Source organism: Helcococcus sueciensis DSM 17243, from assembly GCF_000423145.1.
GTDB lineage: Bacteria > Bacillota > Clostridia > Tissierellales > Peptoniphilaceae > Helcococcus > Helcococcus sueciensis.
Genome location: NZ_AUHK01000002.1, coordinates 48,490 through 59,904 on the forward strand (window position 1 = coordinate 48,490; position 11,415 = coordinate 59,904).

At 28.9% G+C, this 11,415-nt stretch carries 23 protein-coding genes; 16 read left to right on the forward strand and 7 right to left on the reverse strand.

All coding sequences use genetic code 11. The features are described 5' to 3' along the window. The first annotated feature begins 1 nt into the window (after window position 1). From G534_RS0100910 to rpsI, 6 genes are all read left to right on the forward strand, one after another. Window positions 2-811, forward strand: coding sequence for an energy-coupling factor transporter ATPase (locus tag G534_RS0100910; protein ID WP_027347450.1), 810 nt, complete (start codon window positions 2-4; stop codon window positions 809-811). Continuing rightward, a complete protein-coding gene (locus G534_RS0100915; RefSeq protein WP_027347451.1) occupies window positions 808-1,665 on the forward strand; it encodes an energy-coupling factor transporter ATPase in 858 nt (285 codons plus the stop codon). Before G534_RS0100910 ends, G534_RS0100915 begins: the two co-directional genes overlap by 4 nt. Next, window positions 1,658-2,455 carry an energy-coupling factor transporter transmembrane component T family protein gene (locus G534_RS0100920; protein WP_027347452.1) on the forward strand — a complete coding sequence of 266 codons (798 nt, stop codon included), beginning with the start codon at window positions 1,658-1,660 and terminating at the stop codon, window positions 2,453-2,455. Before G534_RS0100915 ends, G534_RS0100920 begins: the two co-directional genes overlap by 8 nt. An 8-nt stretch (window positions 2,456-2,463) precedes the next feature. Next, window positions 2,464-3,180, forward strand: a complete 717-nt coding sequence (truA, locus tag G534_RS0100925; RefSeq protein WP_169513538.1) for a tRNA pseudouridine(38-40) synthase TruA — start codon at window positions 2,464-2,466, stop codon at window positions 3,178-3,180. Between the two features lie 199 nt (window positions 3,181-3,379). Next, window positions 3,380-3,808 (forward strand): 50S ribosomal protein L13, encoded by a 429-nt coding sequence (rplM, locus tag G534_RS0100930; protein ID WP_027347454.1) that lies wholly within the window; start codon window positions 3,380-3,382, stop codon window positions 3,806-3,808. A gap of 10 nt (window positions 3,809-3,818) precedes the next feature. Beyond that, window positions 3,819-4,208 carry a 30S ribosomal protein S9 gene (rpsI, locus tag G534_RS0100935; protein WP_027347455.1) on the forward strand — a complete coding sequence of 130 codons (390 nt, stop codon included), beginning with the start codon at window positions 3,819-3,821 and terminating at the stop codon, window positions 4,206-4,208. 125 nt (window positions 4,209-4,333) lie between these two features. Here rpsI and G534_RS0100940 read toward each other — a convergent pair whose 3' ends face one another. The 4 genes from G534_RS0100940 to G534_RS0100955 all read right to left on the reverse strand — a co-directional run bounded on the left by G534_RS0100940 (window position 4,334) and on the right by G534_RS0100955 (window position 7,848). Beyond that, window positions 4,334-5,380, reverse strand: a complete 1,047-nt coding sequence (locus G534_RS0100940; RefSeq protein ID WP_027347456.1) for a tyrosine-type recombinase/integrase — start codon at window positions 5,378-5,380, stop codon at window positions 4,334-4,336. Between the two features lie 119 nt (window positions 5,381-5,499). Then, window positions 5,500-6,510: an Abi family protein gene (locus G534_RS0100945; protein ID WP_027347457.1), complete on the reverse strand. Its 1,011-nt coding sequence runs from the start codon at window positions 6,508-6,510 to the stop codon at window positions 5,500-5,502. A 113-nt stretch (window positions 6,511-6,623) separates the two neighbouring features. Continuing rightward, the gene (locus tag G534_RS08300) at window positions 6,624-7,046 is read right to left on the reverse strand and encodes a hypothetical protein (protein ID WP_051177362.1); all 423 of its coding nucleotides are present in this window, start codon (window positions 7,044-7,046) and stop codon (window positions 6,624-6,626) included. 148 nt (window positions 7,047-7,194) lie between these two features. After that, window positions 7,195-7,848: a LexA family protein gene (locus G534_RS0100955; protein ID WP_027347458.1), complete on the reverse strand. Its 654-nt coding sequence runs from the start codon at window positions 7,846-7,848 to the stop codon at window positions 7,195-7,197. Between the two features lie 201 nt (window positions 7,849-8,049). Between G534_RS0100955 and G534_RS0100960 the strand changes: the two genes are divergently transcribed. Next, entirely contained in the window at window positions 8,050-8,265 is a 216-nt protein-coding gene (locus tag G534_RS0100960) for a DUF739 family protein (protein WP_240470406.1), read from the forward strand. Window positions 8,266-8,286: 21 nt separating this feature from the next. Beyond that, on the forward strand, window positions 8,287-8,472 hold the full coding sequence (locus G534_RS0100965; RefSeq protein ID WP_027347460.1) for a hypothetical protein: 186 nt from the start codon (window positions 8,287-8,289) through the stop codon (window positions 8,470-8,472). Here the strand turns inward: G534_RS0100965 and G534_RS0100970 are convergent. Then, window positions 8,450-8,689: a hypothetical protein gene (locus tag G534_RS0100970; protein ID WP_027347461.1), complete on the reverse strand. Its 240-nt coding sequence runs from the start codon at window positions 8,687-8,689 to the stop codon at window positions 8,450-8,452. The genes G534_RS0100965 and G534_RS0100970 overlap by 23 nt on opposite strands. Window positions 8,690-8,770: 81 nt before the next feature. Here G534_RS0100970 and G534_RS0100975 point away from each other — a divergent pair, with 81 nt between their 5' ends. Beyond that, complete coding sequence (locus G534_RS0100975; protein WP_027347462.1) at window positions 8,771-8,983, forward strand: hypothetical protein; 213 nt, start codon at window positions 8,771-8,773, stop codon at window positions 8,981-8,983. A gap of 95 nt (window positions 8,984-9,078) precedes the next feature. After that, window positions 9,079-9,348, forward strand: coding sequence for a hypothetical protein (locus G534_RS0100980; protein WP_027347463.1), 270 nt, complete (start codon window positions 9,079-9,081; stop codon window positions 9,346-9,348). A 2-nt stretch (window positions 9,349-9,350) separates the two neighbouring features. Here the strand turns inward: G534_RS0100980 and G534_RS07575 are convergent, their stop codons facing one another. Further along, window positions 9,351-9,860 carry a hypothetical protein gene (locus tag G534_RS07575; RefSeq protein WP_051177363.1) on the reverse strand — a complete coding sequence of 170 codons (510 nt, stop codon included), beginning with the start codon at window positions 9,858-9,860 and terminating at the stop codon, window positions 9,351-9,353. A gap of 162 nt (window positions 9,861-10,022) precedes the next feature. Here G534_RS07575 and G534_RS0100990 point away from each other — a divergent pair, with 162 nt between their 5' ends. The 3 genes from G534_RS0100990 to G534_RS08650 are packed head-to-tail and all read left to right on the forward strand — an operon-like array spanning window position 10,023 to window position 10,611. Then, window positions 10,023-10,226: a helix-turn-helix transcriptional regulator gene (locus G534_RS0100990; RefSeq protein WP_034595814.1), complete on the forward strand. Its 204-nt coding sequence runs from the start codon at window positions 10,023-10,025 to the stop codon at window positions 10,224-10,226. A gap of 9 nt (window positions 10,227-10,235) precedes the next feature. Beyond that, window positions 10,236-10,430 carry a hypothetical protein gene (locus G534_RS0100995; protein ID WP_027347465.1) on the forward strand — a complete coding sequence of 65 codons (195 nt, stop codon included), beginning with the start codon at window positions 10,236-10,238 and terminating at the stop codon, window positions 10,428-10,430. A 22-nt stretch (window positions 10,431-10,452) separates the two neighbouring features. Next, window positions 10,453-10,611: a hypothetical protein gene (locus G534_RS08650; RefSeq protein ID WP_156896552.1), complete on the forward strand. Its 159-nt coding sequence runs from the start codon at window positions 10,453-10,455 to the stop codon at window positions 10,609-10,611. Here G534_RS08650 and G534_RS0101005 read toward each other — a convergent pair. Then, entirely contained in the window at window positions 10,589-10,783 is a 195-nt protein-coding gene (locus G534_RS0101005) for a hypothetical protein (RefSeq protein ID WP_027347466.1), read from the reverse strand. The two genes, G534_RS08650 and G534_RS0101005, sit on opposite strands and share 23 nt — an antisense overlap. Window positions 10,784-10,873: 90 nt before the next feature. Between G534_RS0101005 and G534_RS0101010 the strand changes: the two genes are divergently transcribed. Genes G534_RS0101010 through G534_RS0101020 form a run of 3 tightly spaced genes read left to right on the forward strand, consistent with a single transcriptional unit; the run spans window position 10,874 to window position 11,400 of the window. Further along, complete coding sequence (locus G534_RS0101010; protein ID WP_027347467.1) at window positions 10,874-11,059, forward strand: helix-turn-helix domain-containing protein; 186 nt, start codon at window positions 10,874-10,876, stop codon at window positions 11,057-11,059. Beyond that, window positions 11,056-11,196, forward strand: a complete 141-nt coding sequence (locus G534_RS08655; RefSeq protein WP_156896553.1) for a hypothetical protein — start codon at window positions 11,056-11,058, stop codon at window positions 11,194-11,196. The genes G534_RS0101010 and G534_RS08655 overlap by 4 nt, the downstream gene beginning before the upstream one ends. 9 nt (window positions 11,197-11,205) lie before the next feature. Further along, complete coding sequence (locus G534_RS0101020) at window positions 11,206-11,400, forward strand: hypothetical protein (protein WP_027347468.1); 195 nt, start codon at window positions 11,206-11,208, stop codon at window positions 11,398-11,400. Window positions 11,401-11,415: the final 15 nt, after the last annotated feature.

Consider the following 11,415-nt stretch of genomic DNA (forward strand, 5'->3'; position numbering starts at 1 on the left):
AATGATAGAAATAAAGAATGTAAAATTTAAATATAATGAAGAAGAAGAGAAAAATGTATTAAATGACATTAATCTTACAATAAAAGATGGTGAGTTTGTTTCAATTCTAGGAAAGAATGGATCAGGAAAATCAACACTTGCTAAATTGATGAATGCACAGATTTTACCGAATGATGGTGATGTAATAATAGATGGATTAGATACAAAATCTACAGATGTATGGGAAATACGAAGAAGAGTAGGAATGGTATTTCAAAATCCAGATAATCAGATTGTAGCAACTGTTGTAGAAGAAGATGTGGCATTTGGACCAGAAAATTTAGGAATACCTAATCCAGAACTTAGAGAAAGAGTTGATAAAGCACTTGAAACTGTGGGCATGTTTTCGTATAGAAAACATGCTCCTCATATGTTATCAGGTGGTCAAAAACAAAGAGTAGCAATTGCAGGAGTTCTAGCTATGAATCCTGAAATTATTGTTTTTGATGAACCAACAGCTATGCTTGATCCTAATGGTCGTAAAGAAGTTATGGAACATGCTATTAAATTAAATAAAGAACAAAATAAAACAATTATTAATATAACTCATTATATGAATGAGGCGGTACTATCAGATAGAGTAGTAGTTATTGATGAAGGGAAAATTGTTTTAGATGGCACTCCTAAAGAAGTGTTTTCTAAAGTAGATTTAATAAAACAATTTGGCCTAGATGTACCCCAAGTTACAGAACTTGCATATTTACTAAAATCAAATGGAGTAAATATTTCAAATGATATATTGAGTATTGAGGAGTTAGTAGACGCGTTATGAGTATAAAACTTGAGAATGTCAATTTTGATTATGGTAATGGCGATGATATGACGCTGAAAAATATAAATTTACAAATTAATAAAAATGAATTTATTGGTATAATCGGACACACAGGCTCTGGTAAATCAACATTAGTTCAATTATTTAATGGTCTATTATATTCTTCAAGTGGAAAAGTTACAGTAGATGGCCAACTAGTATCAGAAGAAACAAAGTCAGAATTAAAGAAAATTAGACAAAAAGTTGGATTAGTTTTTCAATATCCAGAATATCAATTATTTGAAGAAACTATAGCTTTAGATATAGCATTTGGGCCTAAAAATTTAGAACTAAGTGAAGAAGAAGTAGAAAAAAGAGTAAAAGAGTCTATGCAATTAGTAGGACTAGATTATGAAAAATTCAAGGATGAATCTCCTTTTGAATTATCTGGTGGACAAAAAAGAAGGGTTGCTATAGCTTCAATATTAGCGATGAAACCAAAGTATCTAATTCTTGATGAACCAACAGCAGGACTTGATCCAAAAGGTAGAGATGAGATACTAGGAGAGCTAAGAAAAATATATGAATCAAATGAAGATATAACTGTAATCATAGTTTCTCACTCCATGGAAGATATTGCGAATTTAGCTGATAGAGTTATTGTTATGAATGACGGTGAGGTATTTGCTGATGACATTCCTGAAAATATCTATAGAAGAGAAAAGGAATTAGAAAGCATCGGACTTGATATACCTCAAATTACAAAAGCTACAAGATTACTTGAAGAAAAAGGATATAAATTTGATAAGGTGATTTTAACAGTTGAAGAAGCATACAATCAAATTATGAGACAAATAGGAGGTAAGCATGAATAATATGCCACTTGGACAATATGTTCCAGGAAATACATTAATTCATAGATTAGATCCTAGAGTCAAACTTATTTTAGTAATATTTTACATGATTACATTATTCATGATAGATAATTTATTACTGTATATTCCACTTTTTATATTTGTGTATTTGGTTGTTAAATTAGCTAATCTAAGTTTTCTAAATATATTAAAATCACTAAAGTCTATAATATTTATATTGCTATTTACTACAGTAATTCATATATTTTCTACACCAGGTAGAGAAGTAGCAAGTATTTGGAAATTAACTATAACATATGAAGGTATACAAAGAGCTTTATATATAGGTATAAGGCTAATAATGCTCGTTATAGGGACTTCTTATCTAACTTTAACTACAAGTACTACAAAACTTACTGATGGTTTAGAAGAGATTATGAGCCCATTAAAAGTGATTGGATTTCCCGCTCATGAACTAGCCATGATGATTTCAATAGCTTTGAGATTTATACCTACATTATTTGATGAGGCAAATAAAATACGTAAGGCACAATTGGCCCGTGGTGCAGAATTTGATTCTGGAAATGTTCTAAAAAAAGCGAAGGCCATGATACCGCTTTTAGTTCCTTTATTTATAAATTCATTTAGAAGAGCATCAGAACTTGCAACAGCAATGGAAGCTAGAGGATATAAGGGATCAGAGGGTAGAACAAGATTAAATCCTCTGGTTATGAATAGAGTAGATTGGTTAGTTTTAATTGGGACTATAATTCTATTTATTGCTCTAATAGTAATAGGGAAAATAATATGAGGAATATTTTGATTAATATTTCATATGATGGAAGTGAGTTTTATGGATTTCAAAGACAACCTGATAAAAGAACAGTTCAAGGTGAAATAGAAAGAGCCATAAAGGAAGTCACTGGAAAGACGGTAAATTTAATACCTTGCGGTCGTACAGATGCTGGAGTGCATGCAAAAGAGCATATATCCAATTTTTTTATAGAATCTGATTTACCAGGGATTTCTTTTAAATACCATTTAAGAAGACATCTTCCAAAAGATATTGAAATTATTGAGACAAAAGATGTAGATATGGAATTTCATGCAAGATTTGATGCTAAATCAAAGATTTATAGATATATTGTTTCAAATGGTAAGTATGAATATCCATATTATAGAAAATATAAAACATATATATCAAAGGATTTAGATTTAGAAAAAATGAAGCTTGCTTCCAAAAAATTGCTAGGAAAACACGATTTTACTGCATTTATGAAATGGGGAGAAGATAAAAATCCAATAAGAAAAATAGATGAAATAAATATATATAGAGAAAATGAAGATATTTGTTTTGAATATATAGCAGAGAGCTTTTTACACAATCAAATTCGTATAATGACAGGTTTATTAATCGATATAGGAAGAGGTTTTAGAGAAATTTCATATATAGATGAAATATTTGATAATAAAGTTGAAAGAGCTGCTAAAACATATGGTCCTGAAGGACTATATTTGATTAAAGTAAACTACTAGAATATTTGACAAAGACTTATATAAAAGGTATAATATTTGAGTATCTAAAAAAGGATCCAAATTCTTTTTAGATATCTACGATACCAAATTCGCAGCGTCGATGTGCGAAAAAGAAATCGTCGAAGAAACAAAATCCGCAACCTCAAATGCGGGTTCCAAATATTTGAGGCTAGATATAAAGAAAGAATTAGGAGGAAAAATGAGCACATTTTTAGCAAAACATAGTGAAGTTGAGCGTAAATGGTACCTTGTAGATGCTACAGACTTAGTATTAGGTGATGTAGCAACAAAAGTAGCTTCTATTTTAAGAGGTAAACATAAACCAATTTACACTCCACACGTAGATACTGGTGATTATGTAGTAATCATCAATGCAGACAAAATCAGAGTAACAGGTAATAAAGCAGAACAAAAGCTTTACAAACATTATACAGGTTACGCAGGTGGTTTAAGAGAAATCCCTTATAAAGAAGTATTGGCAAAAAATCCTGAAAGAATTTTAGAACATGCAATTAAGGGTATGTTACCAAAAAATTCATTAGGAAGACAAATGTTTAAGAAACTAAAGGTTTATGCTGGACCAGAACACGTACATGGTGGACAAAATCCAGAACCATTAGAAATTTAAGGGAGGATAAATGAGTAATCAATTTTACGGTACAGGCAGAAGAAAATCTGCAGTAGCAAGAGTTAGACTATTACCAGGACAAGGTACATTTACAATTAATGGTAAAGATATCGAAGAATACTTTGGTTATGAAACATTAAAAGAATTAGCAAAATCTCCTTTACAATTAACAGAAAAATTAGGTCAATATGATGTAAAAGTTAATGTTAAAGGTGGTGGATTTACTGGTCAAGCTGGTGCAATCAGACATGGTGTTGCTAGAGCTTTACTAGAAGCTGATGAAGAATTAAAACCTGTATTGAAGAGAGCTGGATTCTTAACAAGAGATTCAAGAAAGAAAGAAAGAAAGAAACCAGGTTTCAAAAAGGCGAGAAAATCTTCACAATTTTCAAAGAGATAATTTTATACATTTTTCAAACCGTTGGAATGGCTTTATTCCAACGGTTTTTGTATGCATATAGTACTCACAAATGCCCATAATTTTCATTAATAGGTTACAAATAGGCCACACATAGGTTACAAATATCAATAGTCAATCAAGGAAATATTTTTGTGTAGATCTTTAATATCTGCATGGGTATATACGTCTTCCGTTATATCTTTTGCAGCATGACCAAGTATTTGCCTTATGGCAATTTTATCAGCTCCATTTACATGTAAAGTAGTTGCTACAGTATGCCTTGTATCGTGTGGGGTATGCTTCATATTTAGGTCATTCATTAGTCTATCAAACCTTTCTCTTTTGAAGTTGCTATATTTGTATCTTTCACCTAGTCTATTTCTAAATAAATATTTTTCTTTTGGATTATATCTTTTTTTTATGAAGTCAAATATTTTATCATGGATTGGGACAATTCTATTTATAGAAGCCTTAGTTTTATTGCCTCCTCTTAAATATCTATCTTCAAGATTTACATTTACAGTTTCAATGTTTAGCAATTCATTTATTCTAAATCCTGTATATAAAAGTATAAGTGTTATATCTAGATCCATATAATTATCGAGATTATCCCATAGAGTTTTTATTTCTAATTTACTAAATACTTTGTCTTCAGTTTTCAAATCTGCCTTTGTATTAATTAGTTTCGCTTTATTTGTGATTTTCTTAAGGTTTGGGATATCGTCTGAAAAGTAAGTATATAGCTGATTGAATAGGACAATTATTTTACGCTTAATGCCATGACCAATTTCTTCATCATCTAAGATTATTTGTAAATCATTAGTAGTAATATCAACTAGATTATATTTGTGCAATCTTTGAATATTATTAAATGCTGCTTCATATCCAGCAATGGAGCTTTTGCTTATATCTCTAAATTTCCACTTCTTGTATTTTTCGTATGCTTCTTCTAGCGTTAGATTTGCAGTATCTATATCATATGGATTGGTATTGTATTCTGATAAAGCATTTAAAGCGTCAGCGTATTTTTCATAATATCCAATATATTTTCTTATCTGTTTGCCACATGGAGTATAACCAACGGTAACTCTTGCAGCATATTTCTTTCTTCTTCTACCAGGTAAAGTAACTATATTACCAAATCCATTAGGTAGTCTAAGTTTTTTAGCCATAAAAAATACTCCTTTCTTGTATGTCAAGTGGAGTATATGCTATAATTTTAATGTGAAAAGGGTATAGCAATATACTCTTATTCAATCCCTTACCAGGTGAGAGCGGTAGGGGATTTTTTTTATTTTAAATATTTTTCAATCCTATCAAATATTGTGAGTGGTATTTCACTAATTTTTAGGTATTCATTAATATAAAGATAATCAAGGCTGTTATTTGTAGGTTTAAAATAGTTATCAATTTTTTCTAAGAAATCTTTGTGTACAGTTTTATCCTTAGTAAGTAAAAGTATTGAGATAATCATTGAATATATATTATTATCATCTCCATTATAATTATCTACAAAGATATTAAGAGGGGTCTTCTTAACTAAATTAATATCTAATTTATAATTTCCAGATTTATATTTAATAAATTGCAGATTATGAGCGATTGTATTTCTAAATTTTCTAACTAATTGTAATGAATTAATAAAGCAATTTTGAAGAGATTGTACTTGTTTTGCGTCTTTTATATTTATAGAATTATATAAATCAGGACAAATTAACTTTATTACGTCTAATTTATTTTCAGGTTTTAAATATGAATATAAGTCAATGGCATGATTGAATGTAATATTTTTAAATAATATCCATGCAGGAATATGATCTTTTGTTAAAATATAATGTAATGTGGGTTGGTCAACTTTTTTTCTTGGATTTTCATAGTGCTTTTTATATGTATATTTTATTTTTGAAATTAGATTTTTAAAATTGTCCTTAGCACCTTTTCCTCTCATTTTCCTAAAATTATTAATGCTCAAATATTTATCTTGATAAATTCCGAAATTTTCAGAAATAACATAACTTAAACATGTCTTAAAACTTGTTTCTATAAAAATACTTTGTAAAAAGAGAATATTTTGAAATCCATGATCAAAATTATAAAAAGCGTTTAAAAATTCTAAAGAATATTTTTTTTGATAATCTTCATTAATATCAAAACATCCCTTATATCCGTTAATTAATTCATAATAACTTGCTGATGATAAAATAATTTTAGCTCTATCAACGTCGTCTACTATTAAATTTCTTGATTTTAGTATTTGGATTTGTTCATCATATGTCTTAAAGTTTTTAATTTGTTCATTCATTTATTATCTCCAACTAAAAAAGGCACTCCTTAAGTAGAGTGCCTTTTTTAGTGCCATCAAGGAATAATTCCTCGCGCTGTTCTTCATCTACTTAGATTATAAAATATATTAAATTATTTGTCAATATTAATTATTTTTACTGTATCTCCAAGATGTATAGTTTCATCCATTTCCTTAAATTTTTCAATTAATGGAGTTATTTCATTTTCTTTAACATTAAGTTCTGATTCAATTCTAGAATTGCCTAGAAACTCAGAAAAAGCATTTGTCATAGAGCTTAAATCTCTAGTAAAAGGACTAGGCTTCATAATAAATTTTTTACACTCAGAAAAATTTTCAAACACTTTATCTATTTCTAGTTCATCTTTTACAAAATCATAGGTTCCATAATGATAATCATTGAATTCAATATCATCTCCAGTTATTACAATTCTAACTCTTTGTCGTTTTTTAGCGCCTTGTTTGAAACCATAATTTATTAATATCGAAGATTTAGATAATATTTTGATTACTTTATATTCTTCATTGAGCAACATACCTATTTACCTCCAAAATATTAAATATATTTGTCTTATTATTTGCTATAGCAATAACTTTCATTTTTTACCTCTTTTTCTTTACTTCCACTTGTTTACAATTATCCAACAGATTCTTATATCTTCCATCTACTCCCCGACAACATATTTAACTATTTCTAATTTGATACACACCTACCATTTCACCAAGTATCATTACATCTTCATTGTTAGTTAAGACAATAGGTTGATAATCTTGATTACAAGGTTGTAGAATAATTGCATTATCAGTTTTAACAATCTTTTTAAGTGTTGCTTCATTATCTATAAGGACTGCAGCAATTTTTCCGTTATCAACATCGCTAACCTTTTTTAAGAATACCAGGTCATTGTCGTAAATTTCAGCTTCAATCATTGAATCGCCTTTAGCTTTTACTATGAAGTCAGCTTTTATACTTGTATCTGCAACAAAGTATCCATCAAAGTTTTCATAAACCCATATAGGTTCGCCACAGGCTATGGTGCCTAGGATAGGTATTTTCTTAGCTAAGCTATCAGTTATATCAATAACATTATTAGGTTTTACCATTGGTACATCATATCCCATCAACCAAGGTTCAGAAACACCTAAAGCTAGAGCAAGGATTGTTAGCTTTTCTTGCGATGGTTCAACTTTACCTGATACATATTGACTTAAATCATTTCTCGCTAATCTTATATTATATTTTTTAGAATATGGTTCAGCTTTCCTTAATATATCAACTTGTCTTAGGTTTCTATCGTTCATTATTTCTTTTAATCTCATAGAAGTATTAGTTCTCATAGCATCTCCTACTTTAATATTTCCTTACTTATATATTTAATATTATAATACTATGTTTTGAATATATGTTCAAGTATTTTGAAGATAAATTTATAAAAAGGTAAGAAAAGTTCATTATTTTTGAATAAAAGTGTTGACAAGGTAAAAAAGTTTTGATACTATATAAATGGTTCAAATAAATTGAACAGAAAGGGGGATATTTTGTATAACTTAAATAAGCTAAAAGGAAGAATAATTGAAAAGTTTGGCACTCAAGGAAATTTTGCAAAAGCAATGGGAATGTCTGAACGAACAGTAAGCTTAAAGCTTGACAATCAAGTTGACTGGAAACAATCTGAAATAGTTAAAGCTTGTGAATTATTAAAGATTCCAAAAGAAGAAATAGCAGATTATTTTTTTACACTAAAAGTTCAATAAGATTGAACAAAAGGAGACAATATGAATAAGCAAGATGTAATAGATTACCTAAACTTTAGAAAAAAATTCACTAAATGGGATTGGGCACAATTGAATCATTCAGTAATGTTTAGAGAAAATGAAAGAGCCGACCAAATAAAATTGGACGACTCGGACATTGAAATTATTTTAGAAAGACTTAAATCTAGTAAGTCACTATCTGAATAAAAACTGGGTTTATGCGATAATTCTTTCCTTGATATTCAATATTGACATAATCGAGATATTCATAATTATTATACATATCTCTTTTATATGGAGAAAAGACTTCTGGATTTTCTTTAAGCCATTGATCAGCAGAAACTCTATCTTCACCAATTTTGACAGTATCATCAGTTGAAAGATTTACCCATTCACCAATTAAACAAGCATAAACATATTTCATAAAATAACCCCCTTTCGATAATACTTGGTGATTAACACCTAAGTAAAGTATATCAAAGGAGTAACTAAAAAAGGAGAAGATATGAACGAATTAATACTAAGTGAAGATTCAACAATAGAACTAAATATAAAAGTGAATGGAAAAAGTAAAAAAGACTTATGTAGAGCTTTAAGCGTTTTACAAGAAAAAATCGAAAATACAGAAAAAGAAATAATCGAAATAAATACTGCTGGGAACATGCTGATTATAGGGGCGGAAACTGAAACTTACTTTATACCTTTATGGCTTAAATAAAAAAAGACTATGAAAAACATAGCCTTAATTTCTTAGATTATTCAAAATCTAAAAAAACAACATCATATTTAGCATTAATGTAGAAAGGAGTGAGAATGGGAAACTTTTTAGAATTACAAGGCTTTGATAGCTTGCAGGAAGAAAGACATATGGTGAATAAAGACCTAAGTGTAAGGCTTGTTACAACAATGACAACATATCCAGTAGCACATAAAGAACTAAAAAAGGCATTTGACGAATTAAAAAAAGCCCTTGAAGCTAGAAAAATAAACTTACAAGAGCTTGATTATTTAGAAAATGTAGTTAATAAGCTATTACTAACAACAGTGGTTATCAAGTGCGATGAAAGATATGAAAAAGAATAAAATCATTTATTTATAACATTAAATGCAATATATCCATTACCGATTTCTTGTGCTGTAAGTTTAGTATTTGGGCCGCTATAAACTTCTTTAACAATTCTATCAGGTGTATTAATTAAAGCTTCTTTGATTTTAGATTTAGAGTCTTCAATATCTTCAACATCGAAGCTATATGTAAAAACTCTAATGCCTGATATATCAAAAGGAATTGTATTTTTATCATTGTTAGATTTAATGATTATTGTAGGTAAGTTTGACCTGATTCTATAACCTAATTCGTAAAAAACATTTGGGTTTAGATTAGTGATATCCACTATACAATATTTTGATTGGTCAAGATGTTGATGTATATCATCAGTAATCTTTGTCCCTTGATTTATTTTATCAACTCTAATTAGATTGATTTTTAAGTCGTCGCAAATAGGTTGAAGAATTAAACGCATAAGCTTATCAGAACGTATTCTATCTGGAGAGTTGGAGCTCCCAATAGGACAAACTAAAAAACAGGTTTTCATATAAAACTCCTTTCAAAAATATTTCCATAACCTATGTGGATAACTTTGAAATCAAACCAAATGTTGATAACTTTAAGGCGGAAATCAATATATAGTACAGAAAACAAAACTAAACGCAACATATAGTTGTGGATAACTTTATTATATAAGGAGAGAAAAAATATGTCAATAGTACAAAATGTGGATAAGTTAAAAATGTTAAGAGAAAAATCAGGGTTAAGTCAAGCTAAATTAGCTAAGTATGTAAATATAAGTGAAGCAAGATATCAAAACTATGAAAAAGGAAGAAGAAACATGCCGATTAAATTAGCAAGAAGTATGGCAGATATATTTGATGTTAACTGGTGGGAATTATATGAAGAGTAGGAGGGAATAATGGAAGAAATAATTATCTCTACAATAACAAGTATCATAACTAGATTCGTGATAATTAAATTCCATATGAGAAAAATAACTGATTATCATGTAAAAAGAAAGAAAATTGAAGAAAAAGAATTTCAAGAGTTGCTTGAGAATATTAAAGAAACAACTCTTGAAATCGTGAAAAAAATGTTAGAGACAAACTTTTAATAAATAGAAAGGAGGGGAAGAGATGAGTAAAGTAATAAAACGAACTGAAATAAAAATTAAAGTATCAGATGTCAATAAATTAGAGGAGATATTAAAAAAGATAGATAAATTAGAAAAAGAGCACACACTGTCATGTACTCTTTTAATAGAAATAGATCCTAATATCTTACTTGCTGAGTAGATGGGTTATCTGAAGATAATTCATCAGCCAAAGTCAATATAAAATTAGCGATATCTTTAGCGGTATCTTCTGGATTAGCGTGATGATTAAATAAGTCATTTTCTAATGCTAATTTACCTAATTCTGAAGCTAAACGCAATGAAGATTCTTTGTTAAATTTTATATTTTTCATAATATCACCTCCTTATAATTATTTGGTACTGCAATACCATAATTTAATTATATCAGGAGATAAACAAAATTATATAGAAAGGAGAACACGATGAAAGAATTTCTCACAGTCACTACAAAAGAAGCAGCTAAGCTACTTAACATATCAGAGCAAGGGTTAAGATTTGCACTTCAACAAGGCGTATTTCCTTTTGGAGTCGCAGTTAAACATAAACAAAATTATGAATACTACATTTACAAAGTAAGACTAGAAAAGTACTTAAAGGGGGAATTATGAGAAGAAGAAAAAGACGTAGAAGTTTAATTGAAAGAATGCATCCAACTTTACAAATATTATCAATATTAATCGGTGGATTTGCATTTGTAGGTTGGAGTATGGCTGGTATTTGGTTTTTATATTTAATCATGATGTAAGGGGAATAAATGAGCGACAACAAAAATCAAGAAACATTAATTATTAAAAAAGTAAAAACATATGGATCTGGAGAACAAGTATTTAGACTACCTTCTGAACTTGCAAAAGAAGTCATTGAGATAGCTGAAAGCACACATAAAACCAATAAAGAAGTACTGTCTGAATTGGTTTCATGGGCTTTAGAAAGATGCGAAATTCAATAATAAAAAAAAGAGCTG

Coding starts and splice junctions, on each gene's coding strand:
- G534_RS0100910 (WP_027347450.1), top strand. CDS start 2: ATGATAGAAATAAAGAATGTAAAATTTAAATATAATGAAGAAGAAGAG.
- G534_RS0100915 (WP_027347451.1), top strand. CDS start 808: ATGAGTATAAAACTTGAGAATGTCAATTTTGATTATGGTAATGGCGAT.
- G534_RS0100920 (WP_027347452.1), top strand. CDS start 1,658: ATGAATAATATGCCACTTGGACAATATGTTCCAGGAAATACATTAATT.
- rplM (WP_027347454.1), top strand. CDS start 3,380: ATGAGCACATTTTTAGCAAAACATAGTGAAGTTGAGCGTAAATGGTAC.
- rpsI (WP_027347455.1), top strand. CDS start 3,819: ATGAGTAATCAATTTTACGGTACAGGCAGAAGAAAATCTGCAGTAGCA.
- G534_RS0100940 (WP_027347456.1), bottom strand. CDS start 5,380: ATGGCTAAAAAACTTAGACTACCTAATGGATTTGGTAATATAGTTACT.
- G534_RS0100945 (WP_027347457.1), bottom strand. CDS start 6,510: ATGAATGAACAAATTAAAAACTTTAAGACATATGATGAACAAATCCAA.
- G534_RS08300 (WP_051177362.1), bottom strand. CDS start 7,046: ATGTTGCTCAATGAAGAATATAAAGTAATCAAAATATTATCTAAATCT.
- G534_RS0100955 (WP_027347458.1), bottom strand. CDS start 7,848: ATGAGAACTAATACTTCTATGAGATTAAAAGAAATAATGAACGATAGA.
- G534_RS0100965 (WP_027347460.1), top strand. CDS start 8,287: ATGAATAAGCAAGATGTAATAGATTACCTAAACTTTAGAAAAAAATTC.
- G534_RS0100970 (WP_027347461.1), bottom strand. CDS start 8,689: ATGAAATATGTTTATGCTTGTTTAATTGGTGAATGGGTAAATCTTTCA.
- G534_RS0100975 (WP_027347462.1), top strand. CDS start 8,771: ATGAACGAATTAATACTAAGTGAAGATTCAACAATAGAACTAAATATA.
- G534_RS0100980 (WP_027347463.1), top strand. CDS start 9,079: ATGGGAAACTTTTTAGAATTACAAGGCTTTGATAGCTTGCAGGAAGAA.
- G534_RS07575 (WP_051177363.1), bottom strand. CDS start 9,860: ATGAAAACCTGTTTTTTAGTTTGTCCTATTGGGAGCTCCAACTCTCCA.
- G534_RS0100990 (WP_034595814.1), top strand. CDS start 10,023: ATGTCAATAGTACAAAATGTGGATAAGTTAAAAATGTTAAGAGAAAAA.
- G534_RS0100995 (WP_027347465.1), top strand. CDS start 10,236: ATGGAAGAAATAATTATCTCTACAATAACAAGTATCATAACTAGATTC.
- G534_RS08650 (WP_156896552.1), top strand. CDS start 10,453: ATGAGTAAAGTAATAAAACGAACTGAAATAAAAATTAAAGTATCAGAT.
- G534_RS0101005 (WP_027347466.1), bottom strand. CDS start 10,783: ATGAAAAATATAAAATTTAACAAAGAATCTTCATTGCGTTTAGCTTCA.
- G534_RS0101010 (WP_027347467.1), top strand. CDS start 10,874: ATGAAAGAATTTCTCACAGTCACTACAAAAGAAGCAGCTAAGCTACTT.
- G534_RS08655 (WP_156896553.1), top strand. CDS start 11,056: ATGAGAAGAAGAAAAAGACGTAGAAGTTTAATTGAAAGAATGCATCCA.
- G534_RS0101020 (WP_027347468.1), top strand. CDS start 11,206: ATGAGCGACAACAAAAATCAAGAAACATTAATTATTAAAAAAGTAAAA.